The sequence below is a fragment of the Sphingomonas psychrotolerans genome, from assembly GCF_002796605.1.
GTDB lineage: Bacteria > Pseudomonadota > Alphaproteobacteria > Sphingomonadales > Sphingomonadaceae > Sphingomonas > Sphingomonas psychrotolerans.
Window position 1 is genome coordinate 4,826,576 of record NZ_CP024923.1, and the last position, 22,041, is coordinate 4,848,616.

A 22,041-nucleotide genomic window follows, 5' to 3' on the forward strand; every position below is an offset into this window, starting at 1 on the left:
CGGAACAATTTCGAGAACATGGATGATCAGGCTTTCATTCATCGCCAAGATCGAATGCTTTACGGGAACGGCTCGCGACATCGTCGCATTTTGCCGCCGCGCTGCGATGGCGTCTCGTTATCCAACGAAGCTGGCGCGCACAAGATGCAGGCAGACCGGCGCTGCGCTATCCCTGCCGATCGGGTGCGATCCTCCCGGTCTGGAACGGCGCCTGACGGGCAATCCACCGCTGAAAGCGGCGTGCGAAGATGCCCAGAGCCGTGATTGGACCCGGCTGCTTCGCCTGTACCGGAAGCGCGAACCCGGCATCGGTGAGTTTGCCTGCCGCCCAGGATAGATCGCGCAGATAGGGCTGGTAGAGGCCGCGCGCGTAGGATGCCGGGATCGTGTAGCCGCGCGACAGCAGGACGCGTCCGCCCGCGAGCAGCCTCAGTCCGTGGAAATGATAGACTCGAGACCGCGCAAACGGAAACCGGGTTGCGCCCCAAGGTCCGAGGATCAGCTCTGGATCCCGTAACACGTGAACCTCGTTCGGGAAGCGCTCCTCCCAGTCGTCGAGATACTTCTGATCACCGAACTTGCCGTCCTCGAAGCGCGCGTAGCACCATTCGAGGCAGCGCGCGGACCACCAGTCGATCACCGCCTCGGCGCCTGAGCGCGCGAAGGTCATGAACTGGACGCAGAAGCGGCCGGTGCGGTCCGACTGGTCGTGATCCGGGGCATAGTTGTGATCAGTGATCAGGACTGTTTTGCCGCTCTGCTCGAGCTCGGCGAAGAGTGGGCGGGGAGAGCCGCGGAACCATAGATCGGCGTCGAGATAGGTCACGCGCTGCACCGACGGATCCGCATCGAACACGATGCGCGGCGAAAACGGCGTCAGCGTCCAGCAAAACTCGCCCGTATGGCGCTCGGCCCGCGCAGCCGCGAGCGCGGGCGTCTCAACGCGCGTACTGCGGATAACCTTCATGCGGTCGCCCAGCGCGAGCGACTCGAGCATGTCCGCAGCGGCATCATCGACGGTCAGCACCCACAAAACGAAGGGCTCGCAATGCCGCTCCATCGAGCGAAACAGCGCGAGCACCTGCGGGAGGAAGTTGCGATCGCAGATCGATACGAAATGCTCCATCGCTCATTGCCCGAACATGTTGACCGCGGCCACGACGCGCGAAACCGCCTCTTCATCGAGGCCGGGATGAATGGGCAACGAGAGACAGGTTGCGGCGTGCTGACGCGCATGCGGAACAGCATCGCTATCCTGCGCGGCGCAAGGCGGCTGATCCGGTACGATTATCGGGTAGTGGATATGAGTCTGGATGCCAGCCTGCTCCAGATGCGCCTGAAGTGCATCGCGCGTTTCGCATGCGATCACGTAGAGGTGGTAGACATGAGCATCGCGCTCGGTGGGCGGGGCCAGCAAGCGAATCGCGGGGTTCGAAATTTCGGCGGAATACCGGGCCGCGATCTCGCGCCTGCGGTCGGTCTGGGTGTGCAGCCAGCCGAGCCGGACATCGAGGATCGCCGCCTGAACCTCGTCCAGTCGACTGTTCTGACCGAGGTCTGGATGATGGTAGCGAAGGCTTTGCCCATAGTTGCGGAAACGCGCGGCTTTGTCCGCAAGCTCGAGATCGTCCGTGACCAGCGCGCCGGCGTCGCCAAGAGCTCCGAGGTTCTTGGTAGGATAGAAACTATACGCACCCGCCTTGCCGAAGCTTCCGGCGATGCGGCCTCCCACCGAAGCGAGGTGCGCCTGTGCGCAGTCTTCGATTAGCTCCAGTCCGTGCTGGTCGCAGAGCTCCACCCACGCCTCGGGTTCGCGTAACTGCCCGTATAGATAGACCGGGATGATCGCGCGTGTTTTGGGGCCGATCAACGCGCGTGCGGAGGCGACCGAGAGCAGGGCAGTGTCGGGATCGATGTCGGCGAAGCGCGGTGTCGCGCCTACCCGAAGGACCGCGAGCGCGGTGGCGAACGCCGTCATCGGCGTCGTGATGACTTCGTCGCCCGGACCGATGCCGCATACGCGCAGGGCGATTTCGATCGCATCAAGGCCGTTCGCAACGCCGACACAGCGCGCGACACCGCATTCCTGCGCCCATTTCTCCTCGAACCTTTCGAGGCGCTTTCCCAAGATGTACCAGCCCGATTCCAGCACCTCGTCGAACGCCGCGCGCATGGCCCGCTTGAGCCTCTCGGGCTCTGCTCGAAAGTCATTCATTAAGATCTGGGACATCGTCTTCTTCTGGCGTTCAGAGATAAGCAGGAAGGTGCTGACGGTAAAAAGCCAGCGTGGACTGCAGGCCTTTATCAAGCGAGGTGCGTGGAAGCCAGTCAGAGGCGCCACGGAAGGCGCTATCGTCGGCCCAATAGTCGCCGATGTCGATCGCCTTGCGGTCCGCGGGAAATGGTATGTGCGCGACTTCGCCGCCGCCATTGGCTGCCATCATGCGACGTGCGAGCTCGGTCAGCGACACCGGCCCGTCGCCACCCAGATTGTAGGTGGCTCCGACATGGGCGTCCCCGGCGGCGGCGAGAAAGGCTTCGGCGCAATCGTCGACATAGGTGAAATCGCGGCGCTGCTGGCCATCGCCGAAAATCGAGATCGGCCGGCCTTCAATCAGCAGCTTGAACCACAGACCGACAAAGGTCTGCCGGGCATCGCGCACACGCATACCGGGGCCGTAGATGTTGGTCAGGCGCAATGTGGTGGAGCGCAGGCCATAAACTTCGTTGTAAAGGCGATGATAGTCTTCGGCCGCCACCTTGTGGATACCATTGATATCCGGGGGTCGGAGCCGGTGCTGTTCGTCGACCGGGAGATATTGCGGCGTCCCATAGATTTGGCGCGTGCTGGCGAAAACGACCCTAATCTCGGGAGCGAGCCTCCGGCAGAGTTCCAGCAGGCCGAGCGTTCCCGCGCAGTTGATCGCCAGGTCGCGCTGCGGGTTATGCATCGAATCCATATGGCTGATCTGGGCGGCGAGTTCGAAAATATGAGTCTTGCCGCGCACCAGACGCGCCATCAGGTCGGTGTCGCCGATGTCGCCGATATGAACCTCGACTTGGTTCTCGATTGAGGCGATGTTGTTGCGATTACCGCCGAACAGCGGCTCGAGGCTGTCCACGATCGTGACCCGCGCTCCCGCATGCACCAGATGCCGCGCGATCGCTGAGCCGAGCAACCCCAAGCCGCCGGTGACGAGCACCGGCTTGCCTTGAAAGTCAGTCATGCGCGGTTCGCCAACACGACATTGTCGAGGTAAAGATCGAGGTTGTTCGGGAGAATGGCACCCAAGAGCCACCCGACCAACGAGGAGGGTGCGATCAGTGCTCCCATTGCCAGGGCTCTCGCCACAGTGCCGTGCTTCCATGCGATCTTGTAGAAATAGGCGCCCGCCAGCTGACCGAGTAGCCCTAGATTGGGAAGAGTCTTGCGGTGGGTCGCGACATCCAACCCTTGCCTGCTCAGCAGATCGCGCAGGCCGAACGAGGAATAGCGCGCGAAATCATAGGGCTGTTCATGCTCGTCCCACACGAAAGGTACCGTGAGCAGCAACTTTCCGCCGGGCTTGAGCACGCGTGCGATCTCCCGGACGAATTCTTCTGGATTGAACACATGTTCCAGCACCTGATTGCAGAGCACGGTTTCGAAGCTGGCGTCGTCGAACGGGAAGCGATGGCCATCATAAAAGGCGTCGGCAAAGCCCCGTGTGCGCGTCATCGGGGAGTCGATTTCCAGGCCGATATAGTCTGGTGTCGAGAACAGGCTGCGATACGGCTTGCTGCCGCAGCCGACGTCGAGCAGGCGACCCGAGCATTGCGCAGCCAGTGTCGCAATCTCGCGGCGCAGCGCGCGCCTGGCGAGGAAGAAGGGATTCACCAGCGCGCCCAGCGGACCGGGGTCGAACTGCTGGCTTCGAATCCATGTCCGGGCGTTCTGAGCGATCATTCAAATACCGTGCGACAGATTGAGCGGTCATGTCGGTGGTTGCCGACATCCGGCCCACGTGCCGCGCTTTGTCAGTTCCGTCCAGTGCCGTTGCGATTCGCGCCGATGGAATATCTGTCGTCGTGCGCAAAGGCTCGACGCGCCTCGACCCCGGGAACCTCAGGCCCTGCCGGAAAATCGATCGCCATCGAAAGTGTTCTTGCTTCCTGTGAAGACGGGGGCGCCGCAGCGTAGCAAAACGTGATTGAGTGATTGCCGCACAGTAAGATCGGTGCGACTGCATTCGCGGTGTAACAGGGAGCCGAGGGTGTTGATGGTTGCAGGGCGTTCGGTTCGAGCGGGCGGCTCTCTGCTGGTCTCGCTGCGCGTGCAAGCGTTGGTGAGTCTTGTGCTGGCCGTGGTGTTGCCGGCGGTCGTGCGGTACCAGGATCTGGTGCAGGACGGGCTGGGCAACGCCGCCTCGCGCAACAGCATCATCGCCGCAGTGGTGGGCGTTGTATTCGGCCTCTTTCTGCTTCGTAGAGTGACCGAATTTCCAGGGACGCGTGCCTACGACCTGATTTTGCCGTCTTATGCGACATCCTACGGCTTGGTATTGGCGTTCCTGTTCGCCTCACGGTTCGAATATGCTCGCATCTATATGGCGAGCAGTTTCGGAATGGCCATCGTGACCTCGTTCATCATCGGCTATTGGCTCGACCGCTACGGCGTCCGGCGCTTTTATGTCGTTCCCGCGGGCAACGTCGAGACGCTCCTCGCCAATGAGGGCGTTGACTGGGTGATAATGCGCACCCCCGAGGTGCCGGCCGAGCGATTTGCACCAATTGTCGCCGACCTGCACCACGACCATGACGGCGAATGGGAAAGGACCTTGGCCGAAGCTGCGGTGCGTGGGCATCCGGTCTATCATACCAAGTTGCTCGGCGAATCGCTTACGGGCAAGTCGTCCATCGATCATTTGTCGGAAAACAGCTTCGGGTCGCTCGTGCCGAACCTCGCATATCGCAAGGTCAAGCGCGTGGCGGATGTCGTCGGCTGCATCGTCGCGATCCCGATATTGATACCCGTGCTGCTCGGGATCGCGCTGATAATCCGTCTCGACTCCGCCGGGCCGGTGCTCTTCTTGCAGGAGCGGATGGGGTATCGCGGCCAACCATTCCGCATGTTCAAGTTTCGGACAATGCGGCCGCGCCCTCCAATCGAGGATGAAGAGGATGCCCGGGCCGACGCGATGACGCGGACCGATGACGATCGCGTCACCCAGGTCGGTCGCTTCTTGCGCAGGAGCCGTCTCGACGAGCTGCCGCAAGTGTGGAACGTATTGCGGGGTGAGATGAGCTGGATTGGCCCACGGCCCGAGGCTGTTTCCCTTTCGCAATGGTATGACGGGGAACTGCCATTCTATCTATATCGGCACATCGTGCGTCCTGGCATCACGGGCTGGGCCCAGGTGAATCTGGGCCACGTGACATCGCTGGAAGATGTCAACGACAAGCTCAAGTACGACTTCTACTATATCAAGAACCTATCGGCGGGTCTGGATATCCTCATCGTGCTGCGGACCGTTCAGACCATCTTGTCGGGGTTCGGCTCGAAGTAACGGACGGGCGGACGGCGGGCCCGTTGCTGGCTTCGACCCGCTCCGGCGCGCCGCGCAGTTGCACGGGTGCCGAAACAGGATTGCAGCGAAGTCGTCGTCTGGCGACGCTCGCGCTTTGCGCCGCGGGGCCCGGACGTCGTCAGATGTGGCACATTCGGCGCCTGCTAGGCGTGATGTTCGAGGAACCATCCATAGGTTGACTGCACACCCTCGCGGAGTTCGATCCGTGGCGCCCAGCAGGTTGCACGCAATTTGGAGGAGTCCATCAGCTTGCGCGGGGTTCCGTCGGGCTTGCTGGCATCGCAGATGATATCGCCTTCGAAGCCGACGACTTCGGCAATCAAGCGGGCGAGCTCGAGAATGGTGACGTCGGATCCAAAGCCGACATTGACCTGCTCGGCGCCGGAATAGGTTTTGAGGAGGTGGACGCACGCGTCGGCGCAATCGTCAACGTGCAGGAATTCCCGATAGGGCGTTCCAGACCCCCAGATCGTCATGCTCGTCTCGCCAGCCAGTTTGGCCTCGTGCGCCTTGCGCATCAGCGCGGGCAGAACGTGGCTGGACTGGAGATCGAAATTGTCGCCAGGACCGTAGAGGTTCGTCGGCATGGCTGCGATGAAGTCGCTGCCGTGTTGACGCCTGTACGCTTGCGCAAGTTTGATACCCGCGATCTTGGCGATCGCGTACCATTCGTTGGTGGGCTCCAGCGGGCCCGTCAGCAGGGCATCCTCGGTGATCGGCTGCGGCGCGAACTTGGGATAGATACAGCTCGAGCCGAGGAATAGCAGCTTGTTCACGCCGATCCGATGCGAGGCCTCGATTAGGTTCGCCTCGATCATTAGATTGTCGTAGAGGAAATCGGCGGGCAGGCTGTCGTTCGCGAGGATGCCGCCAACCTTGGCGGCGGCGACCAGCACGGTATCCGGGCGGCATTGCGCCATCCACTCGCGGACAGCTGCCTGATCGCGCAGATCCATCTCCGCACGCGAGGCCGTGATGACCTCACAGCCCTCGTTCTGCAGCCTGCGTACGAGCCCGCCGCCGACCATCCCGCGATGGCCGGCGACGAAGACGCGGCGCCCTTCCAGCGCGTACATCAGTTCCCCTTGGCGATCGGCGCGTCGCGCATGATCTTCAAATCCTCGCGAACCATTTCGCTGGCGAGTTCGCGCGCGCTGGTTTCATGCGTCCAGCCGAGTTTCTCTGCGGCTTTCGAAGCATCACCGATCAGGAGTTCGACCTCGGTGGGGCGGAAGTAACGTGGGTCGACCTCGACGAGACATTTCCCGGTCTGCCGGCAATAGCCCTTCTCTTCCTCTCCGCTTCCTCGCCATTCGAGCTCGATGCCCGCGTCAGCGAAGGCCCATTCGACAAAGGTTCTGACCTCGGTCGTCTTGCCGGTGGCGAGGACGTAATCGTCCGGCGTGTCCTGCTGCATCATCAGCCACATGCCGCGGACATATTCACGCGCGTGTCCCCAATCCCGCTTGGCGCCGAGATTGCCCAGATATAGCTTTTCCTGACGTCCCAGGCTGATCGCTGCGGCAGCGCGCGTGATCTTGCGGGTCACGAAGGTTTCACCGCGCAGCGGGCTCTCATGGTTGAAAAGGATGCCGTTCGACGCGTGGATGCCATAGGCCTCGCGGTAATTGACCACGATCCAATATGCGTAGAGTTTCGCTGCTGCATAGGGCGATCGCGGATAGAACGGAGTGGTCTCGCGCTGCGGAACCTCCTGGACGAGCCCATAGAGTTCGGAGGTGGATGCCTGGTAGAAGCGGCAGGTCTTCTCCATGCCGAGGATGCGCATCGCCTCCAACAACCGCAGCGTGCCGATCGCGTCAGCATTGGCTGTATATTCTGGTGTTTCGAAGCTGACTTGTACATGGCTTTGCGCGGCGAGATTGTAAATCTCGGTGGGCCGGGTTTCTTGCACGATCCGGATGATATTCGTGCTGTCGGTCATGTCGCCGTAATGCAGCGTGAACTGCGGATTTTCGATGTGCGGATCCTCGTAGATCCCTTCAATACGGCCGGTGTTGAAGGAGGAAGACCGGCGCTTTACGCCATGTACCCGATACCCCTTCTCGAGAAGGAGCTTCGCCAGATAGGCACCATCCTGTCCGGTGACGCCAGTAATGAGTGCAATGCGTTCCTGAACCAATCTCGCTTCCTTCGACGATTTCGCAATGGGATGCAGATGAGAACGGCGGCGGGCCACTATTCCCCTTGAACACGGCGCTGTCGTGTAGCACGCCGTCTCGGGCTTTCAATCGCGGATGACGCGTTTACCTCTCGGCGGCGATCTGCACGTCGTCTACCCAAAATGCTCGCTGGCTGGACTCGCCGTTGGCGTCGATGGCCAGCAACAACCACTGGCTCTCGCAGTTCGTTGCTGGCACTTCGAATGTCGAGCGTTGCGCTTGCCACTGGAAGGCCTTCCCGGCCTGGATTCCGGAGCGCATTAGCTCGGTTCCAGCTTGTCCATTGCAGCGAACCAGCCAGGCAACACCTTGCGAGTTTCCGACTTCCATCGACGAAGCAGCGCGGAAGCGATAGCGGCCCGGCTTCAATGCAAGCAGCTGTCGCGCGGCCAAGGCGGCGCCAGTGGTATAGAGTTCGGCGCGAACGGCATTTCCCTTGCTGTCGTCGCGCGGGATACGCACCACGTTGACGTTGGGTTCTTCGGTCAGCTCCCAGTTGAATGGCACCACACCGGGCGCGCCGCCAAAGCCGCCATCATAAACCAAAGTTCTCTTGGGCGCAGAGGCGGGAAGGAAGTCCAGCCAGGCCGCTCGCCATCTCGGCACGTCGGGCAAGTTGGCGGAGCGGACGAAGAAGGGGCGCAGTTCCTCATCGGTGGGGGAGGCGCCGAGCGCCGCCTGACGCCGCAATGCGGCTATGGCGACGTTCGGATCCGCCGTTGTGCCGACCTCATACAGGAAAGGTGTCCGCCACTCCGGGCGAAGCACCATTCGCCGCGACACTGCTTCGAACAAGGGAGGCCGGCTCATCATCGGCACCGTCGTCTTGAACGCAGCGTCCCGCGCACCGCGCGTCACGCGAAGGAGAGAGTCGAAATGCAGCGCGGCTTCTTGCGGTCGATTGAGACGGTAGGCGCGCTCGATCAACCATGCTTCGGTGCCACGGTCACGCCGCGATGCCCGGCCGGCGAGCACGATCAAATCCTCGCTACGACTATAATCCCCTGAGAGGGCCGTGGCCATTGCCAGCGTACGCAGCGCACGCACGAGTAGCGGGGCGCCCTGAAGCGAGCGTATCGCCGTCCGCTTCGCTTCATTGAGGATCGCAGGGTCGACATTGGTGGAGCCGGCCACACCGATGCCGCGGACCAACAGCGTCTGCTCCGCGTACACGGCCTCGCCGAGGGGCCTTGCCGGGCCCCAGCCGGGCAGTTCGTCGCGTTGCTGGTCAGCCCGTGCGAAGCCCATGCTCGTCACGATCGCGAGCCCGGCCAAGCCTAGGCCCGCGGCGCCCGCGGCGACATAGCGTGCGAAGTCGCCGAGGGATCGGCCAGTCATGCTTTCTCTGCGCGGTCAGTATCACCGCCATAGGTGTAGGCCTGCTCATAGCTGTAGCCATAGCCATAGCCAGCCTTCTTGACGTTGAACTTGGTGAGAGCGCCGCCAACGACGTGGCCGTTGGCATCCTGCAGGCGGCGAAGGGCCTGGCGGGCCATCGCCACACGGGTAGAACCGGCCTCGATCACGAATACCGTGCCTTCGGTCGAGTTGGCGATCAGCGGCGCATCGGCCAGGCCCAGTACCGGCGGACCGTCGATCACGACATAGGTCGCACGCTCGAGGAGCTTCTGCAGCACCTGTTTCATATGGTCGCCGTAGAGCAATTCTGCGGGGCTAGGGGGCAGCGGGCCCGACGTCACTACCATCAGACCAGGCACGCCGCTGTCCTGAATGACGTCGGCGACTTCCTTGTCGTTGGAGAGCAGGTTGCTCAGCCCGGCATTGTTCGGAAGCTGCAGCGAGCGGTGCACCGACGGTTTGCGCATATCGGCATCGACGAGAATGGTCGCTGCGCCGAGGTGGGCAAGGTTCCGTGCGATCGACAGCGCCGTCGTCGACTTGCCTTCCGATGCGCGCGAACTGGTGACCAGAAGTGTTTTCGGAGCCCCGCCATTCGTCGTGAACTGAAGATTCGTGAGCAGCGAGTAATAGGCTTCGGAAACCGCTGACTTCTTGTCCGCGAGTTCATCGAGCACGCTACCCGAAGCGAGCGGGACGCTGCCGAGCAGCGGAATCCCTATCTTCTGCTCATATTCTTGCGGGGCGATGACCGAACTGTCGAGCTGGTCGAGGCCGAAGGCGAGGCCGATGCCCAGCGCAGTGCCGACAAGCAGTCCGACGAGCACATTGAAAATGGGCCGCGGACGATAAGGTGACTTGGTGATCTGGGCTTGGTCGACAACCGATACGTTGTTCGTGCCAATGCCGCCGGCGACGCCGATCTCCTTGTAACGCTGAAGAAGGCCATCGTAGAGCGCGCGGTTGGTATCGATCTCGCGCTGGTAGATCGCGTATTGGATGCTTCGGCTACGCAGGTCGAGGACCGACGCTTTGAGCATCTCCACTCGGGCCTTGAGCAGGTTCTCGCGCTTGAGCGCAGATTGATATTCGACGGACACCGAACGGGTGAGCTGCTCGGCAGTCGCGCGAAGCTGCTTGTCGAGCTCGCCGATCTGCGAGCGCAGCGACATCATTTCCGGATAGTCTGGCTTGAACGTCTCCAGGCCGCGCGAATACTCGGCGCTGAGATTGGCCCGATTGCGCATCAGTTCAGAGATCGCGGTGTTGGCCAGAACCTCGGGCCGGGTGAGGGGTGCGCTGCGGACCGAGGTTAATTTGCTTTCCGCGGCGATCCGGTTGCCGGTCGCCACAGCGAGCTCGCTGTTCAATGCGGTCAGGTCCGCGGCAACGATCGAGCGATCGCTGGTGCCACTGGCCGAACTCGCGCTGCCGGTACCCTTGTCGTCAATGGTGATGATGCCCTGCTGGCTTGCATAGGCGACAAGGTCGCGCTCGGACTTTTCGAGCTTGGCGCGGACTTGCTGGAGACGCGATTCAAGAAAATCGCGAGCATAGGCCGATGCCTGGAAACGGCGGTCCAGATTGGACTGGATGAAGGCTTCGCCGATGGTGTTGGCAACCCGGGCGGCGAGATCTGGATCAGGGTTGTTGAAGTGAATGCGAACAAGGCTCGAACCGCGAATTGGCTCGATCGTCAGGTTGGCCTGCACCCGCCCGATGGCGGCATCCTCTCGCGCCTGATTCTCGCGCTGCCTCGATCGCGCATCCCGTTGCGCGGTTTCCGGCACGGCAGTCTCGTCAAGAAATTTGTCGTTCCGGGCAAGGCCTAGCGTGCGCACCACGCGCTCCGCGAGGCCGCGACTTCCCAGCAGGCCATATTGGGTCTGATAAAATTCCTGATCGAGCGCGAAGCTGTTCTGCTCGACACCCGCGATGCCAAGGGGATTGGTGTTGTTGCGTGAAATCTCGACCGTGGTGGTGCTGCGATAGATCGGAGTGGACAGCAGCGTTACGAGCACGGCGATCGCGACGCAGGCGACGATGGTGCCCATTACGAGCCAGCGCCACTTGAGCACGGTGCGCCAATAATTGAGCACGGTCTCGGTGTCGAAACGTGCACCAGTTTGGCCGCTCGCGGCCGGCGCGACCGGCACGAGTTCGCGCGAATTGAAGTTCACGGCGATATCCTGTTAGCCGAAGGGACGGAAAATCGCCACGAGCGGCAGAGTGGTGATGAGGTCGCGGAACAACCTGCGGTTGTTCGCCGAACCAACTATGATGATATCGCTACCGAATATCTCGGGATCCGGCTGCGCACCACGATATATCTTCTTGAGACTGAATACGGCGGCCTGGCGCTGGCTGTTGATCGTCCGGAAGACGGCGATCTCGTCCAGCTGAGCGTCCTCGTTGGTTCCCTTGGCCAAGGCCACGGCGCCCATCAGGGTCATTCGGCCGGTGACCGGGAAAACCCCCGGTTCGCGCACCGCGCCGTCCACCGTGACGAGCTGGCTCTTGGTTTCGAGCACGTTCACGGTAACCTGCGGATTGCGCAGATATCGGGTGCCAAGCTGAAGGGTGATGTCGGAGGCGACTTGATCAGGCGTCTTTCCCGCGGCGCGCACGAAACCGATCAAGGGCATCGAGAAGTCGCCATTGGCATTCACTTCGCTCTCGCGGCCGAGATCCTTGACGCCCAGCACGATGACCTGGAGCTTGTCGAATGGGCCGATCACATAAGCGCGGCTCGGCTGGCTCGCGATGGAATCGGGCGCGGGGAAGTTCGCGGGCGAGCTCTGCGCCGGAATGCTGGCGCCGGAATAGCAACCCGAAAGCAACGCAAACAAAGGGGTCACGAACAGCGCGCAGCGGCGAGAGATCATATTAACGCCCATGGATATTTCATATTCCAATTGCCTGACATAGCTGCCGCAGGCCCCTTTTTCGCGTAAGCGCCTCTATCTCCCAAGTCAATCCGATAGGGCCCCGCGGCGGGCTCTGCGAGCCACCGGGGGAAGCAGCAATCCGGTTGCGAGTGCCAGCACGCATGCGAGTGCCGGCGTCCGCAGCGGATAGTCGAAGATCGAGTGCGCGAACAGGATTGCGACGGCGAGAAGCGCGGCGACGGCCAGCTCCGCCTCGGGGCGCTTCTGACGGCGCGCCGCCGCCGCTCGAACGGCCGTGCGCGCATACCAGATCAGGGCAGCGAGGAGGAGCAGGAATGCGGGAAGTCCTCCCTCGATGATCAACTCTATCAGGTCGTTGTGCGCATGGTTCAGATAGGTGGGGCGAAGGATGTCGACGTTCTCGTAACCGCGATACACGACGTCGAAAGTGCCGAAACCCGAACCGGCGGGGAAAACGGCGCGCGCCATGCCGGCGAGGTCGTTCAGCACGAGAAAGCGCAGGTCTTCCGCAGGCGACGCTTCTGCGAAACGCGAGAGCACGAGCGGGAAGAGGCCGAGCGCAATGACGGTGAGCAGCACGGCCCCGACAATTACCCCGACACGCACGCGCCAGCTCAAACGTCGCAGCCGGCCACCGTGATAGGCAAGGATCGAAACCAGCGTCGCTCCCAGTGCAAGCACGATGCCCGAGCGTGAGGCGGTTGCCGCGATGCTGATGAACAATATGCAAACCGCGCCGGCGGCCAAAAGACCTCGACTCGATCCCGGCAACTTGGCGGACGGGGTGGCGGCCCACCATAATAGGAAAGGGATCGCGCAGGCCATCAGGCTGGCACTGTGATTTCGATTGGCAAACAGGCCCACCGCCGAATCGCGATTGGTGACAGCATAAAGGCGCAGCGGACTCTCTTCGCCCATCGCTAGCTGCAGCATCCCGAAGACGCCGTTTATCAAGGCGATCGCAATCAGTAGATAGATCAGCCGGCGGCGCCAGGTCAAACCGACCAGCGGCAAGGACATCAGCAAGGCCAGCGGGGGAAGCAGAGACAGCAACGTGTTGAATGTGCCAGGCGGGTGCATCGACAGCGGCATCCATGGGTGTGGATTGGGAAGCTGGCTGAAGATGTCGACTTCGAGCTGTCTGCCGGGCAAGGAACTCCAGACGCCGAACGGCAAAGGTACGAGCTGGAGCGCCACCAGAGCCACGAGGATGAAAGCGGGCCAATGCCGCCCGAGGGATCTGAATGAGTCCTGCCGCGCGACCAGCACGACCAAAACCCCGATCGCTACGAGGCGGACGAGAAGCGTGGACAGAACCTCGAGGCGCGCAGCGCCACCAAGGATGAGGGCTACGGCGAGCAGCCCTCCGGCAATGGGTCCGAATTCAAGTCCGGATTTTGTATCGGCGGATTTCGACATGGTTCCTCTTCCCACCTGACAGTCGCAATCCGCCGCGCAGCCGATCATGGCTTGGCGACGGTTAGCAGTTTTCGCATGGGGATTTCGCGCGACCGGAATAGGTCCGTGAATTCCGACAGGTGCGTGTCGCGAGTCGATAGTTGATCTCGCAATAAGGGCAAAGCGCTAATCTGCGCTGTTCGTCGCGCGCTTATTTGGCAGGGGAAGGCTCGAAGCCGAAGAGCGCGATGGTAACAGACAGACCGCGCGGGATACGACGCATCTGGTCCGTCGGATTGTGTGCCTGCACCACGACATGCCCGTCGCGGCCCACAGACGCGCTGAAGATCAGCGCCTCCAGTGCGTGGTCGGGCGTGGCGATCGCAACACAGGGCCCATTCGGGGCAGTCAGCGATACGGTCGCGACAGAGGCTGCGGCGCGCGCAGGAATCGCGATGTCTCGAGCGATCAGGGTTTGCGCGCCGTCGATGGCGTGGAGCGCCGCGGTCTTATTTCCCGGCGGGGAGAGTGCCAAGGACATGCCTGCGATCCGCTCGCCATGCGTCTCAGCGCCCAAGGTCGATCGGCTAAATCTCTGTTTGCGGCTGGTGATGCGCGTTCGCGGGGACGCGATGTCGCTATCTTCCACAACCACACTCTGGCCGACGCCCCCGGTTGCGACGAAGGCGTCGCTTGGGGACGCGCCGGTGACCTGACGGAGCGTCGTACTCGACCAGTCCGCTCCGACGTCGATCCCGCCGGTGCCCGACATGAAACAACCGTCTATCGTGGCGTCGCATTGCGACATGCGGAGCAACGGGATCTGCGGCGCCCCCTCGCCATAGAGCATCTCTATGCGCAAAGGTCGGATTTTCTTGAGGAGAGCCTGTTCGGTTGTACCGCGGGCGTTCTGGATCGCGGTTCCGCGGCCGATGAACAGGTTTGCCGACTTCTTCGGGGGATCGATGCAGAGATTGCGCCGATTGTCCGCGATCATGCAGCCCTCGATGCTACCGTCGTTGAAATAGCCGCTGTCGCTATCGGCGGTGAAGTCTGCGCCGTCGTAGAGGAGGCCTTCGCCGCCTGCCGACAGGATGCTGTCGCGGAGCGACCATTGATAGCAATTTGAAATCAGGATATTGGTCTCGAAGCCGTGAATGCGAACGCCCTCGACGCGCATATGGCCACTGAAGGTCGCGCGCTTGTCGGCGCGCAGCGCGAGCCCGGCGGTGGGCGCGGTGCCGCGGGCCATGAGCGTCAGGTCGGCGATCAGGCGATAACTGCCGAGCGTGAAAACCGGACCGTGATGGCCGACAACGTCGCAAAGGAGCGTCGACGATAGCAAACCTGCGCCACGCATATCGCAATCCAGGGTCAGGCTTCCACGCCCGGCGGGGCGAAGCAGAAAGCTTCCACTCGTAATCATCAGCACCGCCCCATGGCGGGTGCAATGCGCTATCGCGGCCTTGAAGGCCGGCCAAGTGTCCGTCTGACCGTCGGCGACGGCACCGAACATCTCGGGCGTGGGGAAGGCCTCCGCAAGTCGAAAAAGTCGTTTGCCCGCGCGAAACACCGACGCCGGGCGGGTCGCGAGGGCATCGTCATCCAGCGCGGGGTCGGCAATGTACATCGCGGATCCCAGCCCGGCCCGCGCGAAGCCGGCGGTGCGCACAGCCTGTACGCCTGCCGCTAATGCAACCTCTTGGCCCAGAGGAAAGGTCGACAGCGTCGGGATCAGGCCTTCGATGATCTGGACCGGCGGCGCCGGCTCCGGAGGTCTGGACGCGCCGATAGCGGCCAGCGGCGCGCCAATGCCGGCGAGAGCGAGTAATCCGGCACGGCGCGAGACCATTAACCGCCGCAATTCGTCTGAGATATCGGACATTCGTTACTCACCTCGACGATGGATCGCGGCGGCGATCGTAGGCGGTCACCCGTCGATCAGCGACCGCAAATAGGTCCCATAGCCGCTGTTGCGGTATCGCGCAGCGGCAGCCGCGACTTGTTCCGCATCGATCCATCCTGCCCGATAGGAAATCTCCTCCAGGCAGCCGACCTGCAGCCCCTGTCGTGCCTCGAGCATGGCGATGAACTGGCCCGCTGCGAGCAAGCTCTCAGGCGTCCCGGTGTCGAGCCACGCATAGCCCCGCCCCAACGTCTCGACATGCAGTCGGCCCTGAGCGAGATAATGCGCGATCACGGATGTGATCTCCAGCTCGCCGCGCGGAGAGGGCTTCACCGCGGCGGCGACGTCGGGCACGTCGGAGGGGAAGAAATACAGACCCGTCGCTGCGAAATTGCTCTTCGGGACCGTGGGCTTCTCTTCGATGCTGATGACCTTGTTATCGGCATCGAACTCGACCACGCCATATTGGCTGGGCTCAGCGACATGATAGGCAAATATCGATGCCGCGTCGCGCCTTCCATCTGATCGCTGGCCCATCTCCTGAAGGTTGTCGCCATAGAAGATGTTGTCGCCAAGGATCAGCGCCGCGGGAGCGCCATTGAGGAACTCACGTCCCAGAATGAAGGCCTGCGCCAATCCATCGGGGCGCGGTTGCGCGACATACTCGATCCGTATCCCCAGCGCGGAGCCATTTCCAAGCAGGGCACGAAAGCTGGGGAGCTGATCCGGGGTGGAGATGATCAAGATCTCGCTCAGGCCAGACAGCATCAGCACGCTGAGCGGATAGAAGATCATGGGCTTGTCGTAGACGGGAAGCAGTTGCTTCGACACCGTCAGCGTAAGAGGATGGAGCCTGCTGCCGGTGCCACCGGCAAGAATGATGCCCTTGCGCGTTTTCATGCGGGATTCTCGCCCTCTCTATATTGCTGGTCCAGCCAGGCCTCATGCGCTTCCGACCGCACCGCGTTTAGCCATTGCGAATTGGCCAGATACCACTCGATGGTGGCGCGGATGCCGCTTTCCACCGTGTGCCGGGGCGACCAGCCGAGTTGGCTGGTAATCTTGCGGTTGTCGATCGCGTAGCGTCGGTCGTGTCCGGGCCGATCCTTCACGAAGGTGATCAGTTCGGCATATGAGCCGGCTGCACGGGGCTGCAGTTCGTCAAGCGCGGTGCAGATCGCGCGCACCAGATCGATATTCGCGCGTTCGTTATTGCCGCCCACATTGTACGTCTCGCCAAGCGTACCGCTGGCAAGAACGCAACGAAGCGCGTCGCAATGGTCGGAGACGTGGAGCCAATCACGTACGTTCCGGCCATCGCCGTATATCGGAAGCGGCTTTTCGGCCAGCGCGTTGGTGATCACCAGAGGAATCAGCTTCTCTGGAAACTGGCGAGGTCCGTAGTTATTGGAGCATTGCGTGGTGAGGGTAGGCAGGCCGAAGCTATGGTGCCAGGCCCGGACGAAATGGTCCGACGCGGCCTTGCTCGCCGAATAGGGACTGTTCGGGCGATAGGCATTGCTTTCGCTGAACGCAGGTTCGTCCGCTGACAGGCTTCCATATACCTCGTCGGTGCTGACGTGCAGAAAGCGGAAACTGGCTGCCTCGTTCGACGGTAGCTGCCTGAAGAAAGTGAGAGCGCAACGGAGCAGGTTGAAAGTCCCGTCGATGTTCGTCCGCAGGAAGACGCCGGGATCGTCGAGACTGCGATCGACATGGCTCTCCGCGGCAAAATGGACCACCGCGCGCGGCCGATGCTCGACGAGAAGGTCAGACACCGCACGCTCGTCGCAGATGTCGGCGACGATCAGTTGATGGCGATCATCTCCGTCGATCGGCAGGAGCGACGCTCGCGAGCCAGCATAGGTAAGTTTGTCGAGGTTGACGATACGCTCGTCGCTCTGGGTCAGCCAGTCGAGGACGAAGTTGCTGCCAATGAAGCCGGCACCGCCGGTGACGAGAATGGTCATGCGCGCTCCACGCGATTGGTTTCAGGTAATGCCGTTCCCGATGGGGATGGCAAGAGGTGCCGTGTCGCCGCGATCGCCTCCTGCTAGCCCCAGCAGGATGTCGCGAAATTCGAAGCGGAAGAGACGCCGGGTCCAGGTGCGGCCTTCTGGCGACGAGGTGTCGGAAACCAACGTCCAGCCTGAAAGGCGCGAAAGGATACGCTGCCTGCTCAGCAGCCACAGCGGATAGCTCGCCGGATAGATGCGGCGGGGCACGACTTGCACCGCGGCCCGGTGGTCCGGGGCTTTGGTCACGGGCGTACGTTCCAGCAGAAGGTAGGCCGATGAAAGGCTGGCCAGCCGGTCGAGCAAGGCATCGGGATCATCGATATATTGCAGCACGCTGGAAAGCAGGATCACGTCGGGCTGCAACTGCGTGGTGGCCGCCTCTATCGTCTCCTCGAAACGGAGCGTCTCGTCGGCAAATTCCGCGGCGCCTATTCGCGCGAGCACGGGCTGCTCGACGATCGTCCATATCGCTCCTGCCGGCAGGAAGGGTCGGCAGCGACGGAAGCTGGTGCCCAACGCCCCGCCAAAGTCGAGAACGTGCAGGTGGCCACGCCTGCGCCATGCATCAAGTAAAATCGCGACAAGCGGAAACGGCGGAGGCATATCTCTGAGCAGCACTGCGTCCTGATCGATCAAAGCGGGGTCGTCGCGCGACGCCCTGGCGGCGCGCGCGACGTTGTCGATCAGGACGGGGTCGTCATACTGACCCGCATGTCGGCGCGCGGCGTTCCAGTCCGAAAAGGGGCCGACATAAGTGTTCGTTCCCGGATGCAGGACCCGAAGGAATTCGCTCGCCAGCGGAGGCAGGAGATCGCGGATGTTCATCGTCGCGCCTTGCGCCGCAACCAGCGTGCGGCGCGCCGCAGCGGGCTGGAGCGCAGGCTCTCTGCCATGGCGTGCCGCCCGACATCGGATTCCTCGATGGCGATGCCGCCGACAGGCAGTATCCCCTCGAAAAGCGCGGTGTCATACCGGTTTTGCTTGAGGCTATGCGTGCCGGACCCGTCATTGCCTATATTGTGAACGAGGCTCCGGCCCGGGTGCAGGGTCAGGCGGTCGGCGAGGAAGCAGGCTGCGTGCCACCGCACGGCCCAGGAATTGTTCCGCCCGGCGATCTGGTCACGGAGCATGGCGGTGAAAGGGTAGCTGCCGTCGAGGTCGAATGCGCGCGTCAGGCGACGCTCCTCCAGCTGCGCCAGAAGCTTCGAGCCATCGGGTTCATAAAGTGGCCATGCGCGGCGCCAGGTTGCCCAGCCCCAGCAATCGGCACCGCGGATGAAAAAGGTGTCAGGCAGCGCGCGGCGGGTCGGAAAGCGCCAGCCGTGGATGCTCGCGACCCGTTCCTCCTCGGCATATTCATCGAGGGCGTCGTTCATGTACCGCAGGAAATGTGGGGCAACCTGAAGATCATCCTCTACCACGATCACTCGATCTGAGCGCTCGAGCGCTTCTCCCACCCCGGCGACGACCGAACCGGCGAGCCCCATATTGGCGTCTCGCGAAACCGTGCGGACTTCGCGGAACCCGGTTGCCTTTGCTGCCGCCTCACGCACTGCGGCTACACCCGCTTCATCCTCGGAACCCCGCGCACCATCGCAATAAATCGTCAGAGACGATGCCGATGCCTCCGCATTACTTGCAAGTGACGCGAGCGTGCGTTGCAGGTGGTCCGCCCGTTTGAAAGCGAACAGAATGATATCGGCGGTCACGGTTTGCAAAAAATCCCCGGAAGGCGCGGGTGAGTAACCGACCGTTGGATGTGATACAAGGCCGCAGCCGACTCTGGCGCAGGCGCAGAAATTCGCCTACGGCGCCTCATCTCCTATTTCGCTAGAGTATGTTTCCCGATGATTGCCCGTAAATTGGTCTTCGGCTTTGATATCGTGCAGGCCGATGCAGACGAGCTTGCCCGGGCATTGCTGGACCAGGCGCAAGAGCGTCGCGGGACACGGGTCGTCTGCATCAATCCGCATTCGATAGAGACTGCCCAGAACGACGCCGAGTTCGATTCCGCGCTGCGTAATGCGGATGTCCGGCTTTGCGACGGCGTCGGCATTGTCGTCGCAGCAGGTCTCTTCTTGCGCCAGCGACTGAAGCGGCTTACCGGTCCGGCTCTTTTCACAGCCGTAAATACCGAACTGGGCCGTCGCGGCGGATCCGTGCTGCTTTTGGGTGGCGTCGGCGAATGGAACGAACGGTTGCTCGCCCAACTGGTCGAGCAGAACCCGGGGCTTCGCGCGACAGCCTACGCGCCCCCGTTCAAATCGCGCTTCGAGCCGGAAGACATCAACGCGATGCAGGACGAGATAGACCGTTGCAAGCCGGATGTCTTGTGGGTCGGGGTCGGATCGCCCAAACAGGAAAAGTTGATGGCGATGCTGGATGGTCCCAGTTTCGGGGTTGCGGGCGCAGTGGGGGCGGCCTTCGATTTCTCCTCGGGGCGCGTCAAACGCGCTCCCTCGATCGTTCGCAATCTCGGGTTGGAATGGGCCTATCGGCTCATGCAGCAGCCCCGGCGGCTCGGTGCCCGGACGTTCCGCTCCGCTCCGCGGTTCCTTGCTCTCGCGTACAAGCTGCGGGGAGCGCGAGAGTGAGGTCCACCATTGCGGTTGTGCTGACTGTCCACAATCGCCGTGACAAGACGGAGGCAATGCTCCGGACGCTCATCGAGCAGCCGAACTCCGCGTTTCCGCTGCACTTCTATATTACGGACGACGGTTCTAACGACGGGTCGGCGGAAGCGGTCCTCGCAGTGACCCCAAATGCCAAGATCTTGCCCGGGGATGGAAGCTTGTTCTGGGCGGGCGGGATGCGCCTCGCCCTCGATGCCGCCCGGCAAGACGGGCACGCCCTCTACTTGCTGGTAAACGACGATGTCGTGTTCGATCGCGACATGCTTGACCGCATGATCGCCGCGACCGATGCGACGCCGGCCCGACCTTGCATCATGGTCGGTTCGGTTCGCGGGGAAGATGGCGCGACAAGCTATGGCGGGTTCATGCGCGAGACCGGCTTGGGCGTGCGGCTGGCGCGCGTCGAGCCAGACGCTCACAGCAGCGTGCCGATTGCCACCTTCAATGCCAATTGCGTGCTCCTCGACGCGGCGGCGGTTGAGCGCCTCGACGGACTCGATCCAATATTTACCCATGCGCTGGCCGACATCGATCTCGGACTTCGCGCACGTTCGGCGGGCATTCCTGTGTGGCTCGCACCTGGCCATGTCGGTGCCTGCGCTCTCAATACGGGAACATTGATACCAGCGGTGCCGGTCGGCTGGCGCGCCTTTGTCCGGCGCGTTCTCTCGCCGAAGGGGCTGCCGTCGCGCGAGTGGATGCTGTATAACCGGCGCCACGCGGGGGCCTCTTGGCCGATTCCTTTCCTTGGCGCCTATGTGAAGCTAGCCGCTCGCTACGCCTTGTCACGATGGAAAAGTTTGACGTGAATTCACCGGCCCTCGCAAATCCCTCGGATATCCTGCTGAGGACGCGCCCGCTGTGGCTTGCGGGTTTCGCGTTGATATGCATCTCGCTGCTGTGGGCGTCGGTGCTGGGCGGAATGCTCATGCTCACTTTGATTGCAACGGCGCTGGCCGCCCCATCGCGGCGTGCCGAGATGCTCGCGCTCCTGGGAACGCTGACAGTCGTTGCATTTACGCTGTTCAAGCGGCCCGAGGGCGACGAATATTACTATCTGCTCTATATTGATCGCGTTCGCGGATATGGCGCCGGGTGGCTGACCCAAGACTCTATTTTCTCAGTGCGTGACACCGAGCCGCTGTTCAAATTATTCGTGTTCGTGGTGTCGAAGCTTGAATACGGAAAGCTGATTTTCATCGTGGTGCTGATCGGCGTCGTTTATTATCTTGCGACACGCAGCTTGGTCGCGGTTGCCAAGATCCTGAATGCCAATGCCGTACCGCTGCTGCTGGTAACGTTTCTCATCTCGATCAACGTGTTCGGTGCCGCCCAGCTAATGCGGCAGTATCTCGCGATGTCCATCGCTTGCGTGAGCATTGTCTTCATTTTTCAGGGCCGCGACCGGTGGGCGGTGATCGTCGTGCTGCTGAGTGCGACCGTGCACAATGCCAACGCGATCATCTTGCTTCCCGTGCTTGCCGCACTCGCGATCGAACGCTGGCCGCGGCTAACGCTGCTCGGTCTCGCCGCGGTCACATTGTTGGGATATTTTTATCTCAGCCGCACGCAAATTCTTATAGTCGGCGGCGCGACCGATGCAGAGCGGTGGCTGGCAGCGTTCGCCAAGGACGATGGCTCGATTCCGATCTGGCTGATCGCGTTGGACGGCGCGATGCTGGTCATGCTGACCTTCCTTTGGGCGACTGCACGTGGAACGGACCCGTATCTCCAGCGCTTCATCGGCTTCGCGCTTGGGTTGGCGGGCGCGGTCATCATCGTTTCCTCCCAAAGCCTGCTGTTCCTGCGGACCTATGTGGCGATCGAGTTCTTTCGGCCGTTCATGCTCCTCATGCTGCTGCGGCAGTTGCGCCTCGAGCGGGATGCGCTCGTAGGTACGGTGCTCGCACTGCTCGCCGTGGGATATTTCGTCTACCGCCTGAACAATGTGGTGTTCGACTACGGTGGCACCACGGAGGATATCGTCGGCATCGGCGTCGAGGATCTGCTCGCCAGGCTCCAGCTTTTCGACCTCAGATAGATTCAGCATTTTGGCGGGCGCAGCTTC

19 protein-coding genes are annotated in these 22,041 nt (G+C 62.1%); 4 read left to right on the forward strand and 15 right to left on the reverse strand.

Annotated features, from left to right (window positions below):
• Window positions 1–166: 166 nt before the first annotated feature.
• The 4 genes from CVN68_RS21865 to CVN68_RS21880 are packed head-to-tail and all read right to left on the reverse strand — an operon-like array spanning window position 167 to window position 3,877.
• Window positions 167–1,126: a glycosyltransferase family protein gene (locus CVN68_RS21865; RefSeq protein ID WP_100284064.1), complete on the reverse strand. Its 960-nt coding sequence runs from the start codon at window positions 1,124–1,126 to the stop codon at window positions 167–169.
• 3 nt (window positions 1,127–1,129) lie between these two features.
• Complete coding sequence (locus CVN68_RS21870) at window positions 1,130–2,230, reverse strand: DegT/DnrJ/EryC1/StrS family aminotransferase (protein ID WP_199560160.1); 1,101 nt, start codon at window positions 2,228–2,230, stop codon at window positions 1,130–1,132.
• Window positions 2,231–2,246: 16 nt separating this feature from the next.
• On the reverse strand, window positions 2,247–3,203 hold the full coding sequence (locus tag CVN68_RS21875) for an NAD-dependent epimerase/dehydratase family protein (protein ID WP_199560161.1): 957 nt from the start codon (window positions 3,201–3,203) through the stop codon (window positions 2,247–2,249).
• Between the two features lie 20 nt (window positions 3,204–3,223).
• On the reverse strand, window positions 3,224–3,877 hold the full coding sequence (locus CVN68_RS21880; protein WP_199560162.1) for a class I SAM-dependent methyltransferase: 654 nt from the start codon (window positions 3,875–3,877) through the stop codon (window positions 3,224–3,226).
• Window positions 3,878–4,259: 382 nt separating this feature from the next.
• On the opposite strand from CVN68_RS21880, the gene CVN68_RS21885 reads away from it, so the two are divergent.
• Window positions 4,260–5,546 (forward strand): sugar transferase, encoded by a 1,287-nt coding sequence (locus CVN68_RS21885; protein WP_100284068.1) that lies wholly within the window; start codon window positions 4,260–4,262, stop codon window positions 5,544–5,546.
• Window positions 5,547–5,710: 164 nt separating this feature from the next.
• Here CVN68_RS21885 and fcl read toward each other — a convergent pair whose 3' ends face one another.
• From fcl to CVN68_RS21940, 11 genes are all read right to left on the reverse strand, one after another.
• The gene (gene fcl, locus CVN68_RS21890) at window positions 5,711–6,643 is read right to left on the reverse strand and encodes a GDP-L-fucose synthase (RefSeq protein WP_100284069.1); all 933 of its coding nucleotides are present in this window, start codon (window positions 6,641–6,643) and stop codon (window positions 5,711–5,713) included.
• Window positions 6,643–7,710 (reverse strand): GDP-mannose 4,6-dehydratase, encoded by a 1,068-nt coding sequence (gene gmd / locus CVN68_RS21895; protein WP_100284070.1) that lies wholly within the window; start codon window positions 7,708–7,710, stop codon window positions 6,643–6,645. The genes fcl and gmd overlap by 1 nt, the downstream gene beginning before the upstream one ends.
• A 124-nt stretch (window positions 7,711–7,834) precedes the next feature.
• Entirely contained in the window at window positions 7,835–9,088 is a 1,254-nt protein-coding gene (locus CVN68_RS21900) for a hypothetical protein (protein WP_100284071.1), read from the reverse strand.
• Window positions 9,085–11,265, reverse strand: coding sequence for a GumC family protein (locus tag CVN68_RS21905; protein ID WP_158299024.1), 2,181 nt, complete (start codon window positions 11,263–11,265; stop codon window positions 9,085–9,087). Before CVN68_RS21905 ends, CVN68_RS21900 begins: the two co-directional genes overlap by 4 nt.
• A 36-nt stretch (window positions 11,266–11,301) precedes the next feature.
• Window positions 11,302–11,967, reverse strand: a complete 666-nt coding sequence (locus CVN68_RS21910) for a polysaccharide biosynthesis/export family protein (RefSeq protein WP_233503485.1) — start codon at window positions 11,965–11,967, stop codon at window positions 11,302–11,304.
• A 114-nt stretch (window positions 11,968–12,081) separates the two neighbouring features.
• Window positions 12,082–13,437, reverse strand: a complete 1,356-nt coding sequence (locus CVN68_RS21915) for an O-antigen ligase family protein (RefSeq protein ID WP_158299026.1) — start codon at window positions 13,435–13,437, stop codon at window positions 12,082–12,084.
• A 190-nt stretch (window positions 13,438–13,627) separates the two neighbouring features.
• The gene (locus CVN68_RS21920; protein ID WP_158299027.1) at window positions 13,628–15,301 is read right to left on the reverse strand and encodes a pectate lyase family protein; all 1,674 of its coding nucleotides are present in this window, start codon (window positions 15,299–15,301) and stop codon (window positions 13,628–13,630) included.
• Between the two features lie 45 nt (window positions 15,302–15,346).
• A complete protein-coding gene (gene rfbA, locus CVN68_RS21925; RefSeq protein ID WP_100284076.1) occupies window positions 15,347–16,222 on the reverse strand; it encodes a glucose-1-phosphate thymidylyltransferase RfbA in 876 nt (291 codons plus the stop codon).
• Window positions 16,219–17,292 (reverse strand): dTDP-glucose 4,6-dehydratase, encoded by a 1,074-nt coding sequence (gene rfbB, locus CVN68_RS21930; RefSeq protein ID WP_100284077.1) that lies wholly within the window; start codon window positions 17,290–17,292, stop codon window positions 16,219–16,221. Before rfbB ends, rfbA begins: the two co-directional genes overlap by 4 nt.
• A 21-nt stretch (window positions 17,293–17,313) precedes the next feature.
• The gene (locus CVN68_RS21935) at window positions 17,314–18,165 is read right to left on the reverse strand and encodes a methyltransferase, TIGR04325 family (protein WP_100284078.1); all 852 of its coding nucleotides are present in this window, start codon (window positions 18,163–18,165) and stop codon (window positions 17,314–17,316) included.
• Window positions 18,162–19,049 (reverse strand): glycosyltransferase, encoded by an 888-nt coding sequence (locus CVN68_RS21940; RefSeq protein WP_158299028.1) that lies wholly within the window; start codon window positions 19,047–19,049, stop codon window positions 18,162–18,164. The genes CVN68_RS21935 and CVN68_RS21940 overlap by 4 nt, the downstream gene beginning before the upstream one ends.
• Window positions 19,050–19,187: 138 nt before the next feature.
• Between CVN68_RS21940 and CVN68_RS21945 the strand changes: the two genes are divergently transcribed.
• From CVN68_RS21945 to CVN68_RS21955, 3 genes are read left to right on the forward strand one after another with little or no spacing between them, the layout of a single operon-like run.
• Window positions 19,188–19,934, forward strand: a complete 747-nt coding sequence (locus CVN68_RS21945; RefSeq protein ID WP_100284080.1) for a WecB/TagA/CpsF family glycosyltransferase — start codon at window positions 19,188–19,190, stop codon at window positions 19,932–19,934.
• Window positions 19,931–20,782, forward strand: a complete 852-nt coding sequence (locus CVN68_RS21950; RefSeq protein ID WP_158299029.1) for a glycosyltransferase family 2 protein — start codon at window positions 19,931–19,933, stop codon at window positions 20,780–20,782. Before CVN68_RS21945 ends, CVN68_RS21950 begins: the two co-directional genes overlap by 4 nt.
• Complete coding sequence (locus CVN68_RS21955; RefSeq protein ID WP_100284082.1) at window positions 20,764–22,014, forward strand: EpsG family protein; 1,251 nt, start codon at window positions 20,764–20,766, stop codon at window positions 22,012–22,014. Before CVN68_RS21950 ends, CVN68_RS21955 begins: the two co-directional genes overlap by 19 nt.
• Window positions 22,015–22,041 lie beyond the last annotated feature (27 nt).

Coding starts and splice junctions, on each gene's coding strand:
- CVN68_RS21865 (WP_100284064.1), bottom strand. CDS start 1,126: ATGGAGCATTTCGTATCGATCTGCGATCGCAACTTCCTCCCGCAGGTG.
- CVN68_RS21870 (WP_199560160.1), bottom strand. CDS start 2,230: ATGTCCCAGATCTTAATGAATGACTTTCGAGCAGAGCCCGAGAGGCTC.
- CVN68_RS21885 (WP_100284068.1), top strand. CDS start 4,260: ATGGTTGCAGGGCGTTCGGTTCGAGCGGGCGGCTCTCTGCTGGTCTCG.
- fcl (WP_100284069.1), bottom strand. CDS start 6,643: ATGTACGCGCTGGAAGGGCGCCGCGTCTTCGTCGCCGGCCATCGCGGG.
- CVN68_RS21900 (WP_100284071.1), bottom strand. CDS start 9,088: ATGACTGGCCGATCCCTCGGCGACTTCGCACGCTATGTCGCCGCGGGC.
- CVN68_RS21915 (WP_158299026.1), bottom strand. CDS start 13,437: ATGTCGAAATCCGCCGATACAAAATCCGGACTTGAATTCGGACCCATT.
- CVN68_RS21920 (WP_158299027.1), bottom strand. CDS start 15,301: ATGTCCGATATCTCAGACGAATTGCGGCGGTTAATGGTCTCGCGCCGT.
- rfbA (WP_100284076.1), bottom strand. CDS start 16,222: ATGAAAACGCGCAAGGGCATCATTCTTGCCGGTGGCACCGGCAGCAGG.
- rfbB (WP_100284077.1), bottom strand. CDS start 17,292: ATGACCATTCTCGTCACCGGCGGTGCCGGCTTCATTGGCAGCAACTTC.
- CVN68_RS21935 (WP_100284078.1), bottom strand. CDS start 18,165: ATGAACATCCGCGATCTCCTGCCTCCGCTGGCGAGCGAATTCCTTCGG.
- CVN68_RS21945 (WP_100284080.1), top strand. CDS start 19,188: ATGATTGCCCGTAAATTGGTCTTCGGCTTTGATATCGTGCAGGCCGAT.
- CVN68_RS21955 (WP_100284082.1), top strand. CDS start 20,764: ATGGAAAAGTTTGACGTGAATTCACCGGCCCTCGCAAATCCCTCGGAT.